At 58.9% G+C, this 22,143-nt stretch carries 19 protein-coding genes and 3 pseudogenes; 8 read left to right on the top strand and 14 right to left on the bottom strand.

What is annotated here, in order from left to right; translation table 11 throughout:
• Positions 1 to 116 precede the first annotated feature (116 nt).
• Positions 117 to 665: a sigma-70 family RNA polymerase sigma factor gene (locus WGT02_RS36355; protein WP_024314989.1), complete on the top strand. Its 549-nt coding sequence runs from the start codon at positions 117 to 119 to the stop codon at positions 663 to 665.
• Complete coding sequence (locus WGT02_RS36350) at positions 662 to 1,306, top strand: NrsF family protein (protein WP_024314988.1); 645 nt, start codon at positions 662 to 664, stop codon at positions 1,304 to 1,306. The genes WGT02_RS36355 and WGT02_RS36350 overlap by 4 nt, the downstream gene beginning before the upstream one ends.
• 396 nt (positions 1,307 to 1,702) lie before the next feature.
• Here the strand turns inward: WGT02_RS36350 and WGT02_RS36345 are convergent, their stop codons facing one another.
• From WGT02_RS36345 to WGT02_RS36315, 7 genes are read right to left on the bottom strand one after another with little or no spacing between them, the layout of a single operon-like run.
• Complete coding sequence (locus WGT02_RS36345; RefSeq protein WP_024314987.1) at positions 1,703 to 2,404, bottom strand: hypothetical protein; 702 nt, start codon at positions 2,402 to 2,404, stop codon at positions 1,703 to 1,705.
• 9 nt (positions 2,405 to 2,413) lie between these two features.
• A complete protein-coding gene (locus WGT02_RS36340; protein WP_024314986.1) occupies positions 2,414 to 3,466 on the bottom strand; it encodes an ABC transporter ATP-binding protein in 1,053 nt (350 codons plus the stop codon).
• Between the two features lie 19 nt (positions 3,467 to 3,485).
• Positions 3,486 to 4,328 (bottom strand): carbohydrate ABC transporter permease, encoded by an 843-nt coding sequence (locus WGT02_RS36335; protein WP_024314985.1) that lies wholly within the window; start codon positions 4,326 to 4,328, stop codon positions 3,486 to 3,488.
• The gene (locus tag WGT02_RS36330; protein WP_024314984.1) at positions 4,318 to 5,250 is read right to left on the bottom strand and encodes a carbohydrate ABC transporter permease; all 933 of its coding nucleotides are present in this window, start codon (positions 5,248 to 5,250) and stop codon (positions 4,318 to 4,320) included. Before WGT02_RS36330 ends, WGT02_RS36335 begins: the two co-directional genes overlap by 11 nt.
• A 12-nt stretch (positions 5,251 to 5,262) precedes the next feature.
• Positions 5,263 to 6,534, bottom strand: a complete 1,272-nt coding sequence (locus tag WGT02_RS36325; RefSeq protein WP_024314983.1) for a sugar ABC transporter substrate-binding protein — start codon at positions 6,532 to 6,534, stop codon at positions 5,263 to 5,265.
• Positions 6,535 to 6,563: 29 nt separating this feature from the next.
• Positions 6,564 to 8,165 (bottom strand): FAD-dependent oxidoreductase, encoded by a 1,602-nt coding sequence (locus WGT02_RS36320; protein WP_208245249.1) that lies wholly within the window; start codon positions 8,163 to 8,165, stop codon positions 6,564 to 6,566.
• A 13-nt stretch (positions 8,166 to 8,178) separates the two neighbouring features.
• On the bottom strand, positions 8,179 to 9,210 hold the full coding sequence (locus WGT02_RS36315) for a LacI family DNA-binding transcriptional regulator (protein WP_024314982.1): 1,032 nt from the start codon (positions 9,208 to 9,210) through the stop codon (positions 8,179 to 8,181).
• Positions 9,211 to 9,300: 90 nt separating this feature from the next.
• Here WGT02_RS36315 and WGT02_RS36310 point away from each other — a divergent pair, with 90 nt between their 5' ends.
• The 3 genes from WGT02_RS36310 to WGT02_RS36300 all read left to right on the top strand — a co-directional run bounded on the left by WGT02_RS36310 (position 9,301) and on the right by WGT02_RS36300 (position 12,229).
• A complete protein-coding gene (locus WGT02_RS36310) occupies positions 9,301 to 9,978 on the top strand; it encodes an SGNH/GDSL hydrolase family protein (protein ID WP_225040533.1) in 678 nt (225 codons plus the stop codon).
• A gap of 180 nt (positions 9,979 to 10,158) precedes the next feature.
• On the top strand, positions 10,159 to 10,824 hold the full coding sequence (locus WGT02_RS36305) for a response regulator (protein ID WP_040680785.1): 666 nt from the start codon (positions 10,159 to 10,161) through the stop codon (positions 10,822 to 10,824).
• A complete protein-coding gene (locus WGT02_RS36300) occupies positions 10,817 to 12,229 on the top strand; it encodes a sensor histidine kinase (protein ID WP_024316357.1) in 1,413 nt (470 codons plus the stop codon). Before WGT02_RS36305 ends, WGT02_RS36300 begins: the two co-directional genes overlap by 8 nt.
• Before the next feature lie 61 nt (positions 12,230 to 12,290).
• On the opposite strand, the gene WGT02_RS36295 is transcribed toward WGT02_RS36300, so the two are convergent.
• The 7 genes and pseudogenes from WGT02_RS36295 to WGT02_RS36265 all read right to left on the bottom strand — a co-directional run bounded on the left by WGT02_RS36295 (position 12,291) and on the right by WGT02_RS36265 (position 20,719).
• Positions 12,291 to 13,166: an ABC transporter permease gene (locus WGT02_RS36295; protein WP_024316358.1), complete on the bottom strand. Its 876-nt coding sequence runs from the start codon at positions 13,164 to 13,166 to the stop codon at positions 12,291 to 12,293.
• A gap of 13 nt (positions 13,167 to 13,179) precedes the next feature.
• Positions 13,180 to 14,027: pseudogene (locus WGT02_RS36290) on the bottom strand (ABC transporter ATP-binding protein).
• A gap of 95 nt (positions 14,028 to 14,122) precedes the next feature.
• Positions 14,123 to 15,139: an ABC transporter substrate-binding protein gene (locus WGT02_RS36285; RefSeq protein WP_024316360.1), complete on the bottom strand. Its 1,017-nt coding sequence runs from the start codon at positions 15,137 to 15,139 to the stop codon at positions 14,123 to 14,125.
• A 171-nt stretch (positions 15,140 to 15,310) separates the two neighbouring features.
• Positions 15,311 to 15,475, bottom strand: a complete 165-nt coding sequence (locus tag WGT02_RS36280; RefSeq protein ID WP_157997375.1) for a hypothetical protein — start codon at positions 15,473 to 15,475, stop codon at positions 15,311 to 15,313.
• Positions 15,476 to 15,769: 294 nt separating this feature from the next.
• Positions 15,770 to 16,834, bottom strand: coding sequence for a DMT family transporter (locus tag WGT02_RS36275; protein ID WP_082321280.1), 1,065 nt, complete (start codon positions 16,832 to 16,834; stop codon positions 15,770 to 15,772).
• 12 nt (positions 16,835 to 16,846) lie between these two features.
• Entirely contained in the window at positions 16,847 to 18,091 is a 1,245-nt protein-coding gene (locus WGT02_RS36270) for a type III PLP-dependent enzyme (protein ID WP_208245251.1), read from the bottom strand.
• Between the two features lie 30 nt (positions 18,092 to 18,121).
• On the bottom strand, positions 18,122 to 20,719 hold the full coding sequence (locus WGT02_RS36265; protein ID WP_208245253.1) for an EAL domain-containing protein: 2,598 nt from the start codon (positions 20,717 to 20,719) through the stop codon (positions 18,122 to 18,124).
• A gap of 192 nt (positions 20,720 to 20,911) precedes the next feature.
• Here WGT02_RS36265 and WGT02_RS36260 point away from each other — a divergent pair.
• The 3 genes and pseudogenes from WGT02_RS36260 to WGT02_RS36250 form a co-directional block, all read left to right on the top strand.
• Positions 20,912 to 21,100: pseudogene (locus WGT02_RS36260) on the top strand (type II toxin-antitoxin system HipA family toxin); the annotation flags it as partial.
• A gap of 168 nt (positions 21,101 to 21,268) precedes the next feature.
• Positions 21,269 to 21,469, top strand: coding sequence for a type II toxin-antitoxin system VapB family antitoxin (locus WGT02_RS36255; RefSeq protein ID WP_024316365.1), 201 nt, complete (start codon positions 21,269 to 21,271; stop codon positions 21,467 to 21,469).
• Positions 21,466 to 21,850, top strand: a pseudogene (locus tag WGT02_RS36250) (type II toxin-antitoxin system VapC family toxin). The gene WGT02_RS36255 and the pseudogene WGT02_RS36250 overlap by 4 nt, the downstream one beginning before the upstream one ends.
• Positions 21,851 to 22,143 lie beyond the last annotated feature (293 nt).

The following is a 22,143-nucleotide window of genomic DNA, read 5'->3' as shown; positions in this document are numbered from 1 at the left end:
GAGATCCTCGAAATGCGTTACAGCCTCACACGCATGTGATAGATCCGTGATGCCAAACATTTTTTGATCTGCCTTGTAACCGATTGGCTGCTTCTGCGAATGAACACGCTGACAACATGACGACTGCTTATTCGGAAGAAGCGCTGAAAGCATTGATGCTTCTGGCCCTTGACGGGGACGAGGCCGCCTATCGGCGTTTGCTGACCGCTTTGCGCGTGCTGCTTGTCGGTTACTACAGCCGCAGGATGGCTGCGGCGACGAAAGCGGATATGGAAGACCTGGTCCAGGAGACATTGCTGGCACTGCATTCTCGCCGGTCCACTTACGACCGAAAAAGACCCTTCACGGCCTGGTTCTTCTCGATCGCCCGCTACAAGCTGATAGACCATCATCGCGGCCGCGGTGGACGTCGGCTGACCGAAACCGAGCTTGGCGAGGAGATCGAAAGTGACTTCAGCGAGGATACGCTGACCGCCCGCATGGATGTCGAGCGATTGCTCGACGGGTTGTCACCGAAACAGCGGGAGCTGATCCGGCAGGTGAAACTGGAGGGCCAGTCGGTCGCCGACACGGCAAACCGCACCGGGCAGTCTGAATCAGCGGTAAAAGTCAGCATCCATCGGGCACTCAAGGCGCTCGGGGAGAGATTGCGAGGCGCATCGTGACAAAGATGGACGACATCATCGAAAGCCTGGTCAGCGACCTGAAGCCGGTGCCGCGCAATGCGCCATGGCGCCGCTTCGCGGTTGGCATAGCTCCGGCCCTCGGGCTCTCCCTGCTGCTGATGCTGACCATCCTCGGTCTGCGGGTCGATATGCCCGAAGTGCTGATGCTGCCAGTCTTCTGGATCAAATCGATCTATAATGCATTGATTGCCGTGGCGTCCTTCCTCACTCTCTATCAGCTTTACCGCCCCGACGGTTCTGAAGGTCGCTTTTTCGGTTTGCTTACCACGATCTTCGCCGCCATGGCCGCGGTCGCAGCCATCCAGCTCATGATGGCCCCCATCGAGACTTACCACGCGCTGATCCTCGGTTCTTCGGCACTCCATTGCCCGCTTCTCATATTCGGCTTCGCGATGCCCGTTTATGCAGGGACGATCTGGGCACTGCGCGGCGGCGCACCCATCGATCTGCGGCTAACCGGGCTCGTTGCCGGTATAGCCGCAGGGGCAGCCGGCGCCTGGGTCTATTCCTGGTTCTGCACCGAGAACGGCATGCCCTTCGTGCTGATCTGGTACTCACTTGGCATCCTGCTGACCGGCGCGCTCGGCATCTTCACCGGTCCTCGGCTGCTCCGCTGGTAGACCCTTCTAGACTAAGCCTGACGACTGTTCATCAGCACCGGGAGTGGAACGCTCCCGATCAAAACGGCTCGCCTCCAATCGACCGAACCGGTAGAAGCCGCCGAATTGGCCACAAGGTCACGTTAACCCCCCGCTCTTGAGAGGACATGAACTGCGGATCAGCCTTGATCGCCAGCGAGCCGCACCCATGCCTTGCCCGCTACTCCCGAAGGTTGGATGGACAGCGTCATTCTGCGACGGCATCTCCTCGGAAGAAATCGCCTTCCCTGACTCGGGCATGGGGCGAGGTTCATCGGACCTCGCTTTCCTGCCTGACGATCGTAAGCACGCTCGAGCTTGATCGACATTAAGGTCAATCTGGTGCGCCACAAGTCACTGCTGGCCGGCAAGACCGGGTTAGCGGGCCGAACGCCTTGCGCTCTCCACGATCAGCCGAACGGCGGCTTCCATGCTTTCCGGCGTCGTGCCGGTGACGATGACGCCGAGCAGCGGTGCGGCGATGCCTGCCGCCTTCAGCTTCGGCATGTCCTCGGGCGTGAAGTTCTTCTGGCTCGGCGCAATGACCGGAATGCCGGCCTTGGTGGTGATCTCGCTGTAGCGGGCGAGATCGGTCTCGTTGAGCGGCTTGCCGTAGTCCGCGAAGGCGGCAACGGAGGCTTCCATCATCGCGCCCGGAATCGCGCGGATCTTCCGAAGTTCCTCGTCGGTGTTCTTTTCGCCGAGCGCCGGCATGGGCCGGAGCTTCGATTGCAAGAGATGCGGCTGCATGTCGCTGATATAGACGTTGAAGCCCTCGAAGCCTAGATCGGCGAGTTCATCCATCTCTTGCGCGCTCGGCACATTCTCCTGCCCGGCCATGACAAGTAGCGGCACGTCCAATGTGGCGAGCTTCTCGAAAAAGGGTCGCTCTTGCGCATAGCTGCCGAAGGTGGTGCCAGTCGCGCGGTGATAGGCGTTGAGATGCACTTTCAGCGCAAAGGCCCCTGCCCCCAACGCGGCCCTGGCAAGATCGAGGTCATGACGCGCAAGCGAGACGATGACCGGAAAGTCGCCACCGCGCAGCGCTTTGGTGAGTTTCGTTTCAGGATACGCAGGCATTTCGGGGCCTCAATTCATCCGCTGGCCACCATCGGCTGCGAAGAGATGGATGTTGGCGAGTTCCGGTCGCAGGCGGATCGTCGCGCCAGGCGACAGCGACACGCGCTCGCGGAAAACGCCGCTGACCGTCGTATCGCCGAGCTTCATCGTCACCTGAGTTTCCGAACCCATTGGCTCGACGAGGATGACTTGCGCGGGCACGCCGTTGTCGTCGAGGGCGAAATGCTCGGGACGAATGCCGTAGACCACCTTGCGGTCCCTGAACTCATGCGCCGCCTCTGGCAGTGGCAGCAGGATACCTGGTGCGGCAAAACCGCTTGAGGTGATCGTACCGGTCAGAAAATTCATGGCCGGCGACCCGATGAAACCCGCCACGAACTGGTTGGCGGGCCGGTCGTAGAGATCGAGCGGAGCTCCGATCTGCTCCACGCAGCCGCCGTTCAGCACCACGATCGTGTCGGCCATGGTCATCGCCTCCACCTGGTCATGGGTAACGTAGATGGTCGTGGTCTTAAGCTTCTGGTGCAGGCTCTTGATTTCACCGCGCATCACGACGCGCAACTTGGCATCGAGGTTCGAGAGCGGCTCGTCGAACAGAAACACTTGCGGGTCGCGGACGATCGCCCGGCCCATGGCGACGCGCTGCCGTTGGCCGCCCGAAAGCTGGCGCGGATAACGGTCGAGCAGATGCGACAGTCCAAGGATATCCGCCGCCCACTTCACCCGCTCCGCGATCGCGACCTTGCCGGTGCCGCGATGCTCCAGCGAAAACCCCATATTCGTCGCGACCGTCATATGCGGGTAGAGCGCATAATTCTGGAAAACCATGGCGATATCGCGATCCTTGGGATCGAGGTCGTTGACCACGCGTCCGCCAATTCGGATGTCGCCGCCGGTGATCGTCTCAAGCCCGGCGATCATCCGGAGCAGCGTGGACTTGCCGCAGCCGGACGGACCGACAAGTACGACGAACTCGCCGTCGTTGATTCCGAGGTCGACGCCGTGGATGATGTCGATGGCGCCGTAGCTCTTGCGGACGCGGGAAAGGGTAACTTCAGCCATCAATTAGGTTTCCGGTTCGTCAGCCCTTGAGGCCGGTATGCGCGAGCCCTTCGACGAATTGCTTCTGCGCGATGATGAAGACGATGAGAACGGGGAGCGCCGTCAGCGTTGCGGCAGCGAGCTGGATGTTCCACATGGGACCACCATAGGCGTCGGTGTATTGGGTGAGAGCCTGCGGCAGGGTGAACTTGTCGGCACTTGAGAGAAACACGATCGGTTCGAGGAACAGGTTCCAGGAATGCAGGAAGGTGAAGATCGCGACCGATGCAAGCGCTGGCCTGGCCAGCGGCAGTGCGATCTTTTGAAAAATCTTGAAGCGGCCGAGGCCATCGACGCGCGCCGCCTCCTCCAGCTCCGCCGGCAGTGTCACGAAAAACTGCCGCATCACGAAGGTGGCAAAAACGCTCGGCGCTCCGAAGATCGGCACAAGGATCAACGGCCAGTGGGTGTTCACCATGCCCGCCTTCAGGAACATCTGGAAGAGCGGCACGATGGTCACTTCTGACGGAATGAGAAGGCCGAGCAACACGATCATGAAAATCGCGTTGGCGAAGGGAAACTTGATCCGCGCAAAAGCGTAGCCCGCCATCGAGGAGACGACCATGGTACCAACCGTCACAACCGCGGCGATATAGGCCGAATTCCAGTATTGCTTCACGAAGGGCTGCAGTTCGAACACCTTGCTGTAGGTCGTCCAGTCGTAACTCTGCGGGATGAGCCGCGGCGGAAAGGCGAAGATGTCGCTGATCGGCTTCACGGAGGATGTCACCATCCACCAGGTCGGGAAGACGAAGGGGATGAGCAGCACGCACATCAGCCCGTAGAGAAGCGTTTTCAGACGCGGAGAGAGTTCAGCTTTCATAGAAGACAATCCTCTTGCGCATCTGCCATTGGGCGAAGGTCAGGACGGCGACGATCACGAAGAGCACGATCGACAGAGTCGAGCCGTAGCCGAAGAGATGGAACTGGAAGGCCTGTTGATAGAGGTAGTAGACGAGCACCGTCGTCGATATGCCCGGCCCACCCTGGGTCAGCACCGCGATCTGCGCGAAGACCTGCAGCGACCCGACGATGGTGATGATCGAGGTAAGCAGGATGGTCGGGCTGATCAGCGGTAGGGTGATGCGACGGAACTGCTTGAAGCGCGGCGCACCATCGATGCGGGCGGCCTCATAGAGTTCGTTCGGCACGCCCTGCAGCGCCGCGAGGAACAGGATCATGTTGAGGCCGACATTCTTGAAGACTTGTACGACGATGACCGAGATCATTGCGGTGGTTTCCTCGCGCAGCCAGTTCGGTCCCTCGATGCCGAGGACCTGCAACATGCCGTTGATGCCGCCATTCTTCTGCAGCAGGAAGCCCCATACGATCGTCCAGGCGACCAGCGACACGACGACCGGCGAAAAGAACAGAGTGCGGAAGATGGTAATGCCGGCGAGCTTCTGGTTCAGAAGAACCGCTAGCAGCAGCGCCAGCGACAGGTTGAAAACGACGAGTCCGGCGGAAAAGATGCCGGTCGCGCCCAGCACTGCGAGGAGGTTGGTATCCTCGATCAGCATCTGGTAGTTCTGCGCACCCGTATAGGTGAAGGTATTGGCAAGCACGTTCCACTCGTGCAGCGAATACCAGAAGACAAGCCCCAGCGGGATCAGCACGAAGACGATGACGCCGATCAGCTGCGGGGCGATGAAGAGGAAACCGGCGAGGCTGTCACGCCGCGCGATCGTCCAGAACGGCGACGAGGAGCGGCGCTCCGGAATTGCGTTATCCTGCGCGACAGCCATCAGTTTATCCTCTCAGCGCTTCAAGAGCGGGCCGATCTGGCCGCAAATCTGCTGGAGCGTGCCCGGAATATCCACATCCGGACGCCAGACGGCATCGAGGCCGGCGCGAACCGCCTGCTGGATCTGCGCGAAGCCTGTATGGCCGGGGATGACCTTGCCCGTCGCGATGCCCGAGATGACGACCTTGTCGAGCTGTTCCTGGCTGAGCAACGGATTGCTCTTCTTCAGCACTTCGGCATTGAGCAGAGACTTGCGGGCCGACGGGAAGAACTGGCTGAGCTTGGCCGAGTTTTCCGGGTTCGTCATGTAAGCGATGTATTCGGCTGCCGTCTTGGCGTTCTTGCCGGCCTGCATCACGCCGATACCTGCCTGGCCGATCAGGGCGTAATCACCGGCCGGTCCCTTCGGAAGTGGCACGAGATCCCAGGAGAAGGGCTTATCCTTCGGCAGCAGCGAGGCGCGGCTGATCTGGGTGATGGTCATGGCCGCATCGCCGGCAAAGAAATCGACGTTCTCACCAGGCCCTGGCATCGCCTTCTTCTTGAAGATCGCCTCGTGGATGGTGGTCAGCGCGTCGACCATCGGCTTTTCGGTCATCGTGCATGTCTTGCCGTCTGCGCTCCAGGGCGAGGCGCCCCATCCGTTCCAGACGGAGGCGAGATTCTGCCAGATCTGGTAGTTGAAGTCGCGCACGATCAGGCCGCCCTTGCCCGTCTGGCCGACGGCCGAGGCAGTGGCGATCGCGTTATCCCAGGTCCACTGCCCGGCGGCGATCAATTCGGCGGGCGTCTTGGCGCCGGCCGCCTTAATGACGTCGTTGTTGACGAACATCGCGAATGGCGAGGTCGAGAAAGGATAGGCATAAAGCTTGCCGTCCTTCGACCACCGCTCGGCGGCCGTGCCGCTTAGTTCGTCGAGGTTATAACCCTTGGCTGCCTTCAGCGTGTCGGTCAGCGGATAAAGCGCGCCAGAATTGACGAAGTCATAGGCCGCGGTTTCGAATATCCAGGCCATGTCCGGCGCATTGCCGCCGGCAATCTGAGTGGTGAGCGCCGTCGTATAGGTGTCGAACGGCAGCGACTCGTAGGTCATCGTGACATTCGGATGGTCTTTCTTGAAGCCCGCGGCGATTTCGTTGAAGAGTTTGAGATGCGCCTCGTTGGCGCTCCAGATGGTCATGCGCAGGTTGACCGCTTCCTGCGCCTTTGCGATGCCGCTCCCGGCAAGCGGCACGGCGATGGCAAGCGCCGCCACGGCCGATTTGAGTCTCTTGTAATAGTCCATTCCCGTTCCTCCTCCAAAGATGGGTTTGTTCAATAGGCCGCGATGTCGGGCCAGCGGATTTCAATGCCTTCGCGGGTGAGCTCGCGCTGGAAATCGTGGAGATGTCCATCGTCTTCCTGGACCTGATGAGGGTTCAGCCGTTTCTCCAAGCAATAGGCCGCGAGCATGCCTGCCACTTCGCCGACGTTCCATTCGACCGGATGCAGCCGGTAGCAGCCATTGGTGATGTGGGTGGTGCCGATGTTCTTGCCTGCTGGAATGAGGTTCTTCACCCGCTGGGGCAACAATGCACCAAGCGGAATCTCAAATGGGCAGGATCGCACGTCGATATAGTTGTCACCCCCTGTCGAGGGATGCAGGTCGATGCGGTACATGCCGATGCCGATGCTGTCACGGTAGTTCACCGCGCCCTTTTCGGCGCGCACGGCATAGGACATGTCCTGCTCGACGACGCGGGTGACCGGCTTTATGCGACGGCTCTCGCGGATATAGGGCGCCATGGCAAGCCCATGTTCCGTCCCGGTGATATCGCCGCGCAGGCGAAGGCCGCGATAACCCTGCCCGCCATCGACGCGCGGCGCTTCCGTCTGCAGCCAATAGAAGACCGAGTAGGAAAGATCGGCGGCGGACTTCAGGTGCTTGGCCTTTTCCTCCTCCGACACGTCGATGATCGTGCCGTCCATGTAGTCGATCATCGGCCAGTTCACGAAGCAGATGTCGGATTGATAGAAGCCAGGCCGAAAATTGCGGCGTGCGGCAATGCGCCTGAACAGCCAAAGATTCTCGTCACCCCCACCCTTGCGCTGGTCGGCGTCGACCGCTAGCGGATCGTCATCGACATTCGGGGTGAAGGAGCGAGTGGTGAATTCCAGCGTGCGCGGATGCGGCGCGGTGAAGCCAAGCAGCGGCCCGCCCCAGAAATGCGGCTGGTATTTGCGCCAGTAGTCGTAGTTTTCCGGTTTGTCGATTGTCCAGTCGCCGTCCACATGGTCGACGGCAAAGCATACAGACACCGCCTGAACATTGTCCGGCTGCGCTTCGCAAGGCGCGCTCGGCTCGCCGGTGTCAGACTGTGCCTCGAAGCCTTTCACATATTCCGTACCAGTCATAGGCAGGAGGTCGCCGAGTTCGGTCGCGTCGAGAACGTAGTCGGCGCAAACGACGATCTCGTTGCCCGTATCGCGATGGCGAAGTGTGACGGAGCGGACGGTGTCGCCCTCGACATCCGCCGCGACCGGCCGGTAAGGCTGCAGCACCTTGAGGCGACCGGCACCGCGATAGGACATCAGCATGGCTTCCATGACTGCGAGGCTGACGCGTGGTTCGGCGCAGATCCGGCTCACCCAGCCGGCGCCGGGATTGAGGTCGCCCCAAGCACGAGCACCCTCGGTCAACGGATAGTTGTCACGGTAATACTGGCGGATGCCGTTGCGCAGCTTGCGATAGGAGCGGGTAATCCCGAACTGCTCGACCCATGTATGCTCGTCGGACGGCACTGCCTGGCTGGTCGATTGACCACCGATCCAGTCGAATTCCTCGGTCATGATGACGCTGCGTCCCGCCCGGCAGGCGCCAAGCGCGGCTGCCACGCCACCGAGACCGCCGCCGACTATCAGAATATCTGCTCGCATTTCTTTCACGTTCTCAATTCCGTTTCTTTGCGGGCCCGAGGGTTTCGCCCTCGACCGGTTCACAGGTCAGAAGAATTTGCTCGATCGGGACCGCACCCTCGATGCGACGCACCAGCATGGTGGTCGCCTTCCGGCCCATTTCCTCGCGTGGAATACTGAAGGAGGTGAACTGCACATGGCTGCGTTCGGCCCGCACGTGGCTGCCGAGCACGACAGCGGAAAAATCACCCGGCAAGGACAAGCCTCGCTCGCGAGCCACCGCCTCGACGCGCACCGCGTCCGCCAGTTCCACGAAGAAGACGGCGGTCGCACCGCACGTAATAATGGCATCGAGAATTTCGCCGGCCGACCTGCGGACATCGTCGACATGCAAGACCAGCTCGGCGCCCTCGCTGATCGCCTCGGCAAAGCCGTGCCAGCGGTCGACGACGGATTCGGCCGATCCGCTGGGGCCGACATAAGCCAACTTCTCGTGTCCAAGCGCCCTCGCCTTTTCGACCAGCGCGCGGGTGCCGGTCGTGTAGTCGCCGCCAACGTAGGGAACGGGTCCGCCAGCGTCCTCACGTCGGCCGATCGCCACGAAGGGATAATCGCCGGAAACCAGCCGCTTGAGTTCCGCGCGGTCGAATTCGCGGCCGAGCACGAGGCAGCCGTCGGCGATCCTCAACCGGTTGCCGTCGGCAAAAATCTTGCGCTCCCGGCCGACGCCGGCGCCGGTCAGAAGCAGCAGGTCGTAGTTCTGGGCCTGCGCCTCCTCCTCGATGCCGAGCAGGAAAGGTGTGAAGAAGTCCGCCTGCTCGCTCGGGAAAGCTGGTTCATAGGTGAAGACGCCGAGGATACGGTTGAGGCCCTTGGCCATGCGTCGGGCAATCGGATCCGCAACGTAACCAGTCGCGCGGATGACGTGCTGGACGCGCTCGCGAGTTTCTTGAGGAATGCGCGCCAGGGCTGTCGGGGTGCCGTTCAACACAAGTGATACGGTTGCCTGGCTAACGCCGGCAAGCTTTGCAATATCGTGCTGAGTCAATCGCTTAGGGCCTGCCACGCGAGCTCCTCCAACCCCCCCTTGACTGCTAATACGTATTAGCAGTTAATACGTATAAACAAGATTGAGCCGGTTTCTGTCAAGCGGGAAATGAAGGAAAAATTGATGCGGTTCGGGGTGCATTTGAAATCACTCGGAATTTCTGGCGTGCGTGTGTTCGGAGACAGCATTACTGCGGGCTTCAATGCCAGCCAGCCGCATCTCACCTGGCCGGCATTGTTTGCAGCCGAGGTCAACGGCTTCCCAGTCCGTAACCACGCGATCCCCGGCACGATATTGCAGGGATCACGCCTTGCGGATGGTAAACCGCGGCCCGACAACGGTATCGGCCGTTTCGAAAATGCGCTTCTGGATGCGCCCCACCGCGATGCGATCCTGATTCTCTACGGCTATAACGACGCCCGCTATACAGCCGCCCCGGACACGATGAACGTCCGAAGCTTCGCCCACGACTACGCGAAGATGCTGAAAAAACTGATCGAGGCGGGGCACGCGGAACGGCTGGCGATCGGCAGCCCACCCTACATCCCGGAAGCCGGGCTCTGCGTCGGCAGCACCGGCTTCACAAGCCAGACGCGGATGGGTTTCGAAGGCTATGTCGAGGTCGTGCGCAAGCTGGCACGACACTTCTCACTCTTCTATGCACCTGTTTACGAAAGCATGAAAGCTCACGGCGACGGCGCCTTGGCCTCAGCCGATCTAGTCCATCCGAGCGATGCCGGACATCGCGCGATCCTTGATGCTTTCATAAATGCGGCTCGTTCATAACGTGTGTTCCGGTCTTTCAAGTTCGATCCGCAGGCCATTTGTGCGTGCCACGCTGCCGCTATCGCTGTGACAACTCGTCACCACGTGGGAAAAAACAGGACGGAAGATTGTCATTCCAGAGTTCTGATCGGCATTGACCAATGATAGGTTGGTGGTCGCCTATTGACGTGAGCACGGAAAATGCGCCTGCTTATTGTGGAAGACAACGCCGACCTTGCTGCCTGGCTCGCGAAGGCTCTAAGGCAAACGCAGTACACTGTGGATATTGCGGCCGACGGCCTTGACGCTGAGCATATGCTACATCTTGCAGCCTATTCGGCCGTTATCCTCGATCTGTCCCTACCCAAGTTAGACGGCATGACCGTCTTGAAGCAGCTGCGCCGCGCCGGCAATAAGGTGCCCGTCATCATTCTCACTGCAAACGCCAGCTTGGAGGGTCGTGTTGCCGGTCTTGATAGCGGTGCGGACGACTATCTCGCCAAGCCGTTTGAAATTGCGGAACTTGAAGCGAGAATCCGCGCGGTGATCAGGCGCGGTCATGACGTCGCAGCGCCGCAAATTGTCGTTGGAGACCTAGTCCTTGATGGCAAAACACGACAGTTTTCGCTGCGCGGGCAGCCACTACAGCTCACGCCTCGCGAACACGCCGTGCTCGAGCACCTGATAATGAAAGCGGGAGCGACTGTGACGAAAGCATCCCTTTCCGAAGGGGTCTTTGGATTCGATGATGTTGCGGATGCGAGCGCAATCGAAATCTACGTCCATCGACTCCGAAAGAAGCTCGAAGGCAGCTCCATTCAGATCGTAACGCTGCGCGGCCTTGGCTATCTGCTGCGCCATGTTTAAAGGACCAAAATCGCTGATCCGAAGGCTGCCAGGCGGAATTGCTCGGCTAAAGCGCAGTCTGCGTGTCCAACTGGTCTCACTGGTCGTTTTGACGCTAGCTGGAGCAATCTGCGTCAACCTCTATTTGAGCTTCCGCTCTGCCGCTGCCGCCGCCCAGCTCGTCACCGATCGCACTTTGCTGGCATCGGCTCGTGTCATTGCCGAGGCCGTGCACGTCGACGACAGTGGCTCCGTTCAGGTCGAAATTCCCCCCGCCGCATTGGAGATGTTTGACACCGGCTTTGGCGATCAGGTCTTCTATCGCGTGACCACGCCCTGGGGTAACCTACTGTCAGGATATCCCGATCTGCCGTCGCCGCCGGTCGCGCTGAAGGGCCAGGATTTGATATTTCACGATCAAAGTATTCGAGCGCTCATGCTTGAGCATCCAGTCGTGGGCCTTGCGGGAGATGGAACGATTGCTGTGACGGTCGGTGTCACGCATGGCAGCCAATATGCAATTCGACGCCAGCTCTGGCTTTCCGATTTCGCAAACGAGCTTGCGCTTGTTCTACTGGCAGGCCTTGTCACTATCATCGGTCTCCAACGCGGACTTTCCCCCATATTGCGTCTGCGCGACGCTGTGCGCCAACGTGGTCGTGACCGCCTCGACCCATTCCCGCCATCAATGGTACAGACAGAACTGCAGCCGCTCGTTCACGCCTTGAACGAGCATATGGAGAGCGTGCAAAATCAGATGGCGGCTCAGCGGCGCTTTGTTGCCAATGCCGCCCACCAATTGCGAACCCCACTGGCGCTGATCGCGACCCAGGCCGCGGTGGCTGCCAGGGAAGTTGACATTCGTCAGCGCGATGAAGCACTTCAAGCTCTGCAGAAAAGCACGCGTCAAGTTACAAGGCTGGCTGGGCAGCTACTTGCTCTTTCCCGGGCCGAGCCCGGCAACTTCCGCCCACGCAGGGACAATATCGACTTGGCGGCTCTCACACGTTCCGTACTCGAAGATGTCGCCGAAGAGGCATTGAAACGCAGCATTGATCTCGGTTTCGACAATAACGGTCCAGTGAATGTGACTGGTGATGCGACCATGCTCGGCGAGTTGGTAGTCAACCTGGTCGACAACGCTCTGCGCTATACGCCAGCTGGCGGCGCGGTAACCGCTACGGTCAAGTCACTGCGAGATATGGCAATCCTCACGGTCGAAGACACCGGCCCGGGAATTCCAGAAGGCGAGCGCACGCAGGTATTCGAACGCTTCTATCGAGTGATCGGCACACAGACCGAGGGTAGCGGTCTCGGGTTGGCAATCGTGCGGGAAGTGGTCGATAGCGCCGGAGGCACGATCGAACTTGGTGATGGAAAAGACGGAGGACTTCTTGTCCTTGTAACATTGCCGCTTGGGCCGTGAAAACCAAAAGGGCCGAGCATCTCACCCGGCCCTTTCAGCGTTCCAGCAAGGCTTGAGAGGATTACTGAACGTCCATCTGTTGTGGCCGCCACTTGGCTAGGCGGTTCTCGATCACGGTCATGATTGCCTCTGCAACCAGTGTAAAGATCATGACGAGGATAATCGCCGCGAACATGCCCGCTGCATCGAAAGTCCCCTTGGCGATCGAAATCAGCTGGCCAATGCCAAAGCGGGCGCCGACAAACTCGCCAACGATCGCGCCGATGATAGCAAAGCCGAACGAAACATGCAGGCTCGCGAAGATCCAGCTCATCGCCGATGGAACGATAACACTACGGGTTACCTGCCAATTGGAGGCGCCGAGAATGCGCGCATTGGCGATCATGTTGCGGTCTGCTTCCCGCACACCCTGAAAAGCGTTTGCGAAAACCACGAAGAACACCATGATGAAGGCGAGCGCTACCTTCGATGGCAACCCAAGACCCATGATCATGATGAAGATTGGTGCAAGCACAACGCGCGGGATCGAGTTGATCGCTTTGATATAAACGGAGAAGATATCCGAGAGGAAGCGGTTGCGGCCAAGACCGACGCCAACGAATACACCCGCGATCGAGCCGGCGAAAAAGCCGATCAACGCTTCTTGCATGGTAACCCACAGGTTATACCAAAGCGAACCTTCCGTTGTGCCGTTGAGGGCCCAGTCGTAGAGCCGTGCGGCGATGGCGCTTGGGCTTGCATAGAAGAACGGGTCGATCCAGACCATTGCGGACGACAACTCCCAAAGCCCGAGTGTCGCGACGAGAATGGCGATCTGCCAGAACAAAACCGTTTGCTTGCGGCGCTTGATGGACTTCAATGCGACAGCTTCGATTTCGGCATCAGAGGTGCCCGGGCGAAAAACTACACGCGCCGTCTCCATGGGTACGTTTGCCATTGCTAAGGCCTCCCTATGCCGCTTCGCTCGCACGGCGATAACTGGTTTCCACCTCCTGTCGCAGATCATCCCAGATGGTCTTGCAGTAGTCGATGAATTGCTGTTCGTAACGGATTTCCGACACAACGCGCGGCCGTGGCAGGTCGATCTTGTAGACCGACTTAACAGTTGCGGGTCCGGCGGTCAGGACATAGACCTTGTCGGCAAGTGCGACGGCTTCCTCGAGGTCGTGCGTGACGAAAACCACAGATGCCTTGCGCTCCGCCCATAGTCTCAGCAGTTCCTCGTGCATGACGGTGCGTGTCTGCACGTCGAGCGCGGAAAAGGGCTCATCCATGAGTAGGATTTCCGGCTCATTGACGAAGGTCTGCGCGAGCGCAGCGCGCTTGCGCATGCCGCCGGACAGCTGATGCGGATAGTGGTTCATGAATTTTGAAAGTCCGACGCGTGCCAGCCAGCCCTTGGCCGACGTTTCCGCAACGTCGCGTGGCTTGCCGCGAAACAGGGGACCAGCCATTACATTGTCGATCACGTTCCTCCAGGGGAAGAGGGCATCCGTCTGAAAGGCGAAGCCAACGCGCGGATCGATGCCAGACACAGGCCCGCCCATAAGGCGGACTTCGCCAGCACTCGGCCGCGCGAGGCCGGTGACGAGATTGAGCGTCGTCGACTTGCCGCACCCCGTGGGGCCGACCACGGCAACCCGCACCCCGTGGGGCCGACCACGGCAACGAACTCACCGCGTTCGACGGTCATGTTGAAATCGCGAAGCGCAGTCAGAGACTTGCCGGTCGGAGAAACGAAGCGGCGACTCACATTGATCAATTCGATCGCTGGATCATGGGTTATAAGTTCTGTCATGAGATATCCTCGCGCATGCCTGTAGGCGCGCGTACAGGTGCTTTTTGTTCAAGGGAACTGGTTCCGGCTTGACCGGACGTGCTGCGAAGGGGCGCTTATTTGACGTTCTTTACGAATTCGGTCGTGTAGGTCTTCGAAAGATCGATTTGCTTGCCCTTGACGTTTTTGGAGAATTCCGAGAGTACGGCTAGAATGGTCTTCGGGCCGTCTTCGGGCATGACACCGTCCGGCGTGAACATGCCCTTGCCCGCCTCGAGTGCGTTGATATAGCCGTCCTTGTCACCGACATAGAAATCCTTAGGCATTTTTTCGGCGATCTCGGCGGCAGAATGCGTATTGATGAATTTCAGGGTCTTTACGAACGCATTGGCAAGCTTCTGAGCCTCCTCCTTATGTGCGTCGACCCAGGCGCTCTCCATGTAGACAGAGGCAGCCGGATAGGTGCCGCCGAGCGCCTTGCGCGTAGACTCGACGGTGCGCATATCGACGAGAACCGATGCCTCGCCGGTCTTGACCATGCGCGAAATTGTTGGCTCCGTCGTCATACCTGCCTGGATCTGATCCTGCTGCATAGCGGCGATGAACGTTCCTCCAGCACCCACTGGGACGGTGACGACGTCTCCGGATTGCAATCCAGCCTTCGATGCCATGTACAGCGTCAGGAAATTGGTCGAGGAGCCAAGCCCTGTCACTCCGATCGTCTTGCCTTTAAAGTCGCTGGGGGCATTGATTTCTGGATGCTTGCTCGAAACAAGCACAACCTCACCCGGCGCCTGGCTGAACTGGACGATCGATTCGACGAATTTGCCTTTCGCCTGCAGATCAACGCAGTGATCATAAAAGCCGACGACCCCTTGCACGGCGCCGGCAAGCAGCTGATTTTCTGCATCGACGCCAGCCGCCTCGTTCAGAAGTTCGACATCGAGGCCCTCCTCCTTGAAATAGCCAAGCGTCTCGGCGAGCTTTGCCGGCAAATAGATCTGCTTTTCGTAACCGCCGACCATGATCGTGATCTTATCAGAAGCATTGGCTGACGTTGCGGTTGCCATGGCGGCGCTGGCAAGGAAGGCGAAAACGGCAGCAGAATGAAGAAGTGCGCGCGTACAACGCATAGACTGTATCCTCCTAGTAGTTGTCAGCATCGCCATTAACACACGGGCTCGTGTCTCCTCCACGATGCGACGACGACAGTAGCAGGCCAAGCTTTCAGTCAGCTTTCAGCCGCTTCAGCTAAAACTCAAATCAAGAGGGACCGTTCGCATAGGTGCGCAGGACGAGGCTCGTCAAGCCAACTCGACGATCATTGCGCGCGGCTTTGGCGAAGGCATCCCCGCGGTCTCGGGCTGGAGCAGGTAACCGACGTTGGTACAGATCTGCCCGGCGTTGAGCATCTTTGCCCAGGCGATCTGTTCGGCCAGCGCGAATTGGAAGATCCGGCGCCACCACACGAGGCGACTTGCCGCTCAATTTCAGCGTCAACGGCGTCAGACACGTCAAGGATTTTCCCCGACGTATATAAACTTGCCTTCTTCGAAGATGGCGGCGGGCGGGCGCCGTCGGACCAACGTCCTCAGCTCTGGTTACCTATCCCAATTGCAGCAGAAGATCGAAAATCGACTTCTTTGCATCGCCGTAGAACATGTGCGTGTTGTGTTGGAAGAACAGCAGGTTTTCGATGGTGGCGTTTGTCGCTAACGGAGGTCATGGCCCGACGCAATCATATCCAAAGACCTCTGCGTCAGTTAACCTGACAGCGTCCTCGCAAGAGGTTCCGCACTATCCTTGTCGTCTATCTCGGCAAGTCGCTGTAGGAAACGGTTTTTCATGGCACTTGGCTCTTGTGGCGTCGAGGCTTCGTTGAGCGATTCTGGGATCGCTGTGCCTTTGATCCTGCTCCCGCCGTCGCGTCCGGCCGTGTTGATCTCCTGTCGCGTCCAGAGGCTCGCGCTGGCGATGACGGCGCCACCGACGATCAGCACTCCGGCCCACAAGAGGGAGGGGTCGAATGCGGCCGCAGTGAATGAAGCGACGAGAAGAGCCCCGACAAACGGCTCAACATAGGAGAAGGCCCCGAGCGCCTGAATGTCCCCTTTCTTCAGCCCATGGTCCCAGAAATAGATAGCGAGCCCCATAGGCAAGCAGCCAAGCGCAGCCATTGCCAGCCATTCCCCGGTCGTGGGCCTAACCCACTCCTCAAAGGACAGGTGCGCGATGTATGAGACGATGGCGGAGGCAGCGTAGAACACTCCGAGGGCCGATGAAGGAACCTCCGGCAGTGCTCTGGTCAGAACGGAATAAATCCCCCAGAGAGCCGCCGCAACGCCGATCAGCGAGAGATAGAATGTCGCTCCCGCCGAAAAGGACGCTTCGCTGCCAGCATCAACGAGGCTGATGACGCCCGCCAACCCCATCATCGCGCCGACAACGTGCCACCATCGGAGCTTCTCTCCAGGGAGGAAAGCAGAGCCGAGCACGATCATAAGCGGTGTCGTTCCCTGAAGAAGGGCTGCGGCTGCCGCGGGAGCCTTTTGCGTGGCATAGTAAATACAGGCATGGTAGCCAACGAGCGAAATCACCGTCAGCAGCCAGACGCGGGGCGGTTGACGAAAAGCGACGAGCGGGTGGCTGCGTGTGACAAGCCACACGAAAGGCGACATGGCGGCGGCGAAGAGAAATGCAGTCGCCACTGTCTGAAGAGGCGGGATGGCCGTGGTGAAGGTGACAAGTGTCGTCTCGGTGGCCCAGAGGACGATCCCCACAGCTCCGACCAGCGAGGCGACCAAACGGCTCGAGCAGACTAAAGACATTGCGATTTGCCTTTATTCACCCAGTGCCACGACGTTGTCGGTGTAGAAACCGTTGAACTGTGTGCGCATCGACAGACTGTACGCACCCATCATCCCGATTTCGATCCAGTCGCCCTCGCGAACGTCTTCAGGCAGATTGAACGGTGCTCCCAGAACATCGTTCGAATCGCAGGTGGGCCCATAAATCTTGAAATCGACATGAGGGGCCGCCGAACGCACGCGGCTCCTGACAAGCCGCGTCGGGCGATGCTCCTTGGGGTGCCCAAGCTCCTGCAACGTGCCAAAAACGCCATCGTTAATGAAAATGTTCGATCCTCGGCGCATTACGACTTGAACGATCATCGTCCCCGCCGTTGCCACGAGGCTCCGGCCTGGCTCGCAAAGGACGATGCAGCTGCGGGGCAGCTCGATCATCCGCACCGCTCGGACAATATTGCCGAAATAGTGCTCCCGCCCCTCGATCTTGTCGCCGGGATAGGGTGCTGGAAAACCACCACCGACGTTCAGCACACTCAGGGGAACGCCCGCCTTGTTAGCGACCTTTCCAGTGAGTTCCACGGCTGCCGCAAATGCGCCGGGTGCCAGACACTGCGAGCCGACGTGGAACGAAATCCCGGCCCTGATGCCTCTCGCATGAATGGCCTTCAACATTTCGGCCGCGTCGTTGGGCTGGGCACCAAACTTGGTGGCCAGAACATACCTTGCATCGGCCGGTCGTGTAGCAAGGCGGACGGCAATAACCAGGTCGTCCCTAGAGCCGGCTTCCTCGACGATCTTTTCAATCTCTTCCATACAGTCGGCGGTGTAGAAGCGAATACCATGATGTTCGCTTGCAGCACGTATGGCGGGGCGTGTTTTCGCCGGGTTGTTGAAAAACTGGCCGGCCGCCTTCCCAAACATGCCGTCGATCAGACGTATCTCATCCAGCGACGCGACGTCAAAATCCGTGATACCGGAACGATAGAGGGTCTCGAGCACGAAGGGATGTGGATTGCACTTAACCGCATAGAGCGCCCGACCGGGAAACGACTGAAAGCTCTGCGCAGACTCCCGCAACCTCGAGGGCGAGATGCAAAAAACCGGTTCCGTGGGCTGCAACTCGGCAATAATAGTATTGACGTCAGGATAACTCGCTAGCGGAGTCCCTGTGTGGCGAGCCTTCTCCAGCGATGGAATTGAACTTTGTATCCGTGCCTGGAGCTGGCGCGGGGACAAATCCGACCCATCCAGGACGGCAGACGCGGTTTGCGCGGTCATTTCAATTTTCCTGTCTGATTTCGATTTGGGCTAGGCTGCTACAATGGACATTATGTCCGACCCTTCCCAGCGATCGATAAACGCGGTGAGTTCCGATGCTGTGACGGGTTTGCTGAAATAAAATCCCTGGAGCTGGTCGCAGCCTTCGTTGGTGAGGAAGGTAGCCTGCTCGATCGTCTCCACGCCCTCGGCGGTCGTTACCATGTTTAAGCTCTGGCCGAGACTGATGACCGATTTCACAATCGCGCCAGACTTGTCCTTGCTGCTCATATCTCCGATGAAGGATCTGTCGATTTTGATTTTGTCGAACGGGAACGAGTTGAGATAACCCAAAGAGGAATATCCCGTCCCGAAGTCGTCCATCGCAATCCTGACACCGAGGCTTTTCAGACCGTTCAATATCTCGAGCGCGGCTGTGGCATCGTTGATAAGGACACTCTCGGTAATTTCCAGTTCCAGCCGCGCTGGATCAAGACCCGTTCGCACAAGAACACCGTCGACGGTTTCGACAAGTTCACGGCCTCGAAATTGGACGGGCGAGAGGTTGACGGCGACCCGGAGCTGGGGCCACTCGAGCGCCTGCAGACAAGCTGTTTCAAGAACCCATTCGCCAATGGCGACAATCAGACCCGTCTCCTCTGCGAGTGGAATGAATTCCGCTGGTGAGACAAGACCTCGCGTGGGGTGGCGCCACCGCACGAGCGCCTCGACGGCGGCCACTGCACGCGCCTCAAGATCGATGAGTGGCTGGTAGTGAACTTCGAGCTCGTTTTTGAGGACTGCCTGGCGCAGGTCATATTCCAACGCCTTGCGGGCCTGAAGCTCGACGTCCATTTGGGCTTCGAAGATCTTGTAAGTCGCGCGGCCAGCTTGCTTTGCCCTGTAGAGCGCGATGTCGGCATTCTTCAGGAGCCGCTCGGGATCGTTGTCACGAGTATCCGCAACCGCGATGCCAACGCTGACGCCGATATGAAAGTCCTGGCCGTCGAGTTGGAACGGGGCTTTCACGACTTCGATAAGCCTTCGGCTGAGTTGTTCGGATTCAAGAGGCTGGTTTACACCGACCTGGATGATCGCGAATTCGTCGCCGCCGAGCCGGGCAACGGTGTCGCTCGAACGGACACAGCCCAAAAGCCTGTTCGAGAGTTGCTGGAGAAGTATGTCGCCAGCGCCGTGTCCAAGCGTATCATTGATCTCTTTGAAGTGATCGAGGTCGAGACAGATGATGGAAACGCGTGACGCCTCGACGGCATTCGCCGCCAATGCGATGTTGAGCCGTTCGCGGAAGAGCACGCGGTTCGGCAAGCCGGTGAGAGCATCATGGTGTGCCAGGTGCGTTGCTCGCTCCTGTGCCTTGACCTCCTCGGTAATATCGGTTGCCGTGCCCCGGAAACCGAGGAATTCACCGCTCGCACTTGTGATGGGACGTCCTGCGAGCCGGCAGATACGCGTTTGGCCGCCTGCATCACGATAGCAGCATCTCAGATCCCGAAATGACGTCCGCTCATGGGTCTCCTCGATCAGCCGGCGCCAACCGTCGGTATCGGCGTCGCTCGAAAAAAACTGTTCGAGTGTCTTGCCTAAGACGCTCGCGGCCGCCACGCCCGTCACTTCCGTGAAGCGGGTCGAAAAGTATACCAGCCGCAGAATGTTGTCGCTCTCCCAGATCCAGTCCGAGGATGCCTCCGCGACATCCTTGAACCGAGATTCGCTCTCCTTGAGCGTCTGTGCATAAGCTTCGACTGTCTTGGCCGACTCCTCCAGGGCGCGAGTGGATCGGCGAGCATTGCGGACCACCAGCAAGGAAAAAGCGGCGAGGATAACAAGCGCGACTGCCAACGGCGGCAGGATGAAGCGAAGCAACTGGTAGCCGGGCTTGGCTGGAAACCAGGTAATCGAGCCGAGGTAAACCCGGTCCTGCGTAAGCAGGGGGATCGAAGCCTCTGCGTCGGTGGGCTTGGAGGGCGAGATCGCCAGCCCATTCAGAAGATAGTCGCGGCCGATCCCGTCAAGGAACTTCTGATCAAGTTTCTTGGCGAACACCAGCATCGACAAATCCCTAGGACGAACCGTCGATCTTTCGATGGAAGGCGGAAGAATTCCCGTGGCTGCGACAATGAACACATCTTCCCCGGACTTGATGATGCTTGTGACCGGATCAGTCTGTATCGAGGCGACATGTAGGAGATCTTTCAAGCCATGAGGCATCACTTGGAGCGCATCAACCTTTTGGGGTGCTCCGTGGATCACCGCATAAACGGTCTTGCCGCTCGGATTGATCGCAAAGGCCATCTCATAGCCCAGACCTTCGTAAATGTTCGCTCCAACGTTTCCGTCGGTCGCGGCCCATTCGCCGTTCACAGTCTCGTGGAGGTTCTTGTAGACATCTTCCCAAACGGCATAGTCGCGGAGGTTGCGGGCAACTTCTCTCGCCTTAACCTGAAGGGCGGCGGTTGCGAGTTTGGTCGAGGCTTCGACCTCAAGTCGATTCTGACCGCTTGCGGATACAAGCACGAAACCCAGCACGACGGCGATTGCAACAACCACGATGCTGGCCATGGGGAAAATGATACGTCTGGTGAAAGTCTCTCCCGACAGAGTCGGACTGTTTAAACTGACTGTATTCATAGCACCCACCCCAGTTTTATGTCGTGAATGCTATTGTTTTAACTGCAAATGATACGTTAAAATCTGAAGTTGCATAATTCTATAGTTAATTAAATCTTACATTTGATGTGAAGTCTTGTGACGAACATCGCCTACGGGGCGCTATCGACAGCTGCGAGATTCAGTTTGCTGGGCACCCTGGATTTTTTTGTAATCTTCGAAGAGGCGTCGGAGTATTTCGCACTCGCGCTCCCCCAGGCTCGCGCGATCATCAAAGAGGTTGCGACCGTGACCGCGAAATGGCGCGACACCGCAAGGGCAGTGGGAGCGCGCTCGGCCGAGATTACCCGAATGGCCAGCGCCTTCGAACACGACGACCTCAAACGGGCGCTTGCGATATAACATATCAACCCTCGGTCAATGTTACGGTGCCGGGCTTCCCCGCTGTCCAAAATTTGGGTCGTGCTGCTTCAGTTATAGGACCGCGCCCGATATGTGGGAGCGGAAACAGGGCATAGATTAAATCACCAAATGGTGTTCAGTTGCATGCCTTAGCAAGGGAGCCAGATCATGCGATCGACCATGAACCTCGACGACACACTGATGGAAAAGGCCAGGTCCTTAACCGGCACCAAGGAAACCGCGGCGCTCGTCCGCCAGGCGTTGGAGACGCTTGTTCGTGTGGAGTCCGGAAAGCGCCTCATCGCGCTCGGAGGAACCATGCCCGATGCCGAGGCAGCCCCGCGCCGCCGGAGCGCAGCGGCCAAGTGATACTAGCGGACACCTCGATCTGGATTGATCATTTTCGCCATGTCGATGCCGAACTGCGCAGGGTTATTGAGCACGATCGTCTACTTGCCACCCGGCCGTGATCGGTGAGCTGGCGCTTGGCAGCCTTCGGGATCGCAGCAGTGTGATGGCTTTTCTGGCGGCTCAGCGCGGAGCGGTTGTCGCCCCACGCCCGACGAAGTCATGACAATGATCGATCGCCACGGCATGTTCAGCATCGGTATTGGCTACACGGATGCCCACTTGCTGGCATCGGTCCTCCTTGACCAGCGAGCGACCTTATGGACCAGAGACAAGCGTCTGCGGGCAGCGGCCGAAAAGGCGGGGGCTTCGGTGCACATGCCGGTCAACCTGCCTAATTAAATCCTGAAACAATACCGCACGAGGTTCCGGATATTTTCGATCCCTTGCTCTTGAAAGGAGCTAACAATCGCTGAGATTTCAGTCGATTGACGCTAGTCAATTTTGGAATTCAGCATGAAACTCCATCTTCAAATCGGATGGACGGCTGGTGGCGCGATATCCCCTATCGCCACAAACGCTCAACATGCTGAAGCAAAGCTCTTCAAAGACTACTTCCCACACACTATGCATGGCGTACACCACAGTGATAAGTCGTCGGCCAACGGAGTGGCGCGCACCATCGCGGGTGCGGT

The organism is Rhizobium sp. T1470 (assembly GCF_042140505.1).
In the GTDB taxonomy this organism is placed as follows: domain Bacteria; phylum Pseudomonadota; class Alphaproteobacteria; order Rhizobiales; family Rhizobiaceae; genus Rhizobium; species Rhizobium favelukesii.
Note: the sequence above shows the minus strand (reverse complement) of the source record. Positions and strands in the feature narration are given on the sequence as shown.

Coding starts and splice junctions, on each gene's coding strand:
- WGT02_RS36320 (WP_208245249.1), bottom strand. CDS start 8,165: ATGCGAGCAGATATTCTGATAGTCGGCGGCGGTCTCGGTGGCGTGGCA.
- WGT02_RS36270 (WP_208245251.1), bottom strand. CDS start 18,091: ATGACCGCGCAAACCGCGTCTGCCGTCCTGGATGGGTCGGATTTGTCC.
- WGT02_RS36255 (WP_024316365.1), top strand. CDS start 21,269: ATGCGATCGACCATGAACCTCGACGACACACTGATGGAAAAGGCCAGG.
- WGT02_RS36275 (WP_082321280.1), bottom strand. CDS start 16,834: ATGTCTTTAGTCTGCTCGAGCCGTTTGGTCGCCTCGCTGGTCGGAGCT.
- WGT02_RS36330 (WP_024314984.1), bottom strand. CDS start 5,250: ATGGCTGTCGCGCAGGATAACGCAATTCCGGAGCGCCGCTCCTCGTCG.
- WGT02_RS36295 (WP_024316358.1), bottom strand. CDS start 13,166: ATGGCAAACGTACCCATGGAGACGGCGCGTGTAGTTTTTCGCCCGGGC.
- WGT02_RS36300 (WP_024316357.1), top strand. CDS start 10,817: ATGTTTAAAGGACCAAAATCGCTGATCCGAAGGCTGCCAGGCGGAATT.
- WGT02_RS36310 (WP_225040533.1), top strand. CDS start 9,301: ATGAAGGAAAAATTGATGCGGTTCGGGGTGCATTTGAAATCACTCGGA.
- WGT02_RS36340 (WP_024314986.1), bottom strand. CDS start 3,466: ATGGCTGAAGTTACCCTTTCCCGCGTCCGCAAGAGCTACGGCGCCATC.
- WGT02_RS36265 (WP_208245253.1), bottom strand. CDS start 20,719: ATGAATACAGTCAGTTTAAACAGTCCGACTCTGTCGGGAGAGACTTTC.
- WGT02_RS36305 (WP_040680785.1), top strand. CDS start 10,159: ATGCGCCTGCTTATTGTGGAAGACAACGCCGACCTTGCTGCCTGGCTC.
- WGT02_RS36325 (WP_024314983.1), bottom strand. CDS start 6,534: ATGGACTATTACAAGAGACTCAAATCGGCCGTGGCGGCGCTTGCCATC.
- WGT02_RS36285 (WP_024316360.1), bottom strand. CDS start 15,139: ATGCGTTGTACGCGCGCACTTCTTCATTCTGCTGCCGTTTTCGCCTTC.
- WGT02_RS36335 (WP_024314985.1), bottom strand. CDS start 4,328: ATGAAAGCTGAACTCTCTCCGCGTCTGAAAACGCTTCTCTACGGGCTG.
- WGT02_RS36345 (WP_024314987.1), bottom strand. CDS start 2,404: ATGCCTGCGTATCCTGAAACGAAACTCACCAAAGCGCTGCGCGGTGGC.
- WGT02_RS36355 (WP_024314989.1), top strand. CDS start 117: ATGACGACTGCTTATTCGGAAGAAGCGCTGAAAGCATTGATGCTTCTG.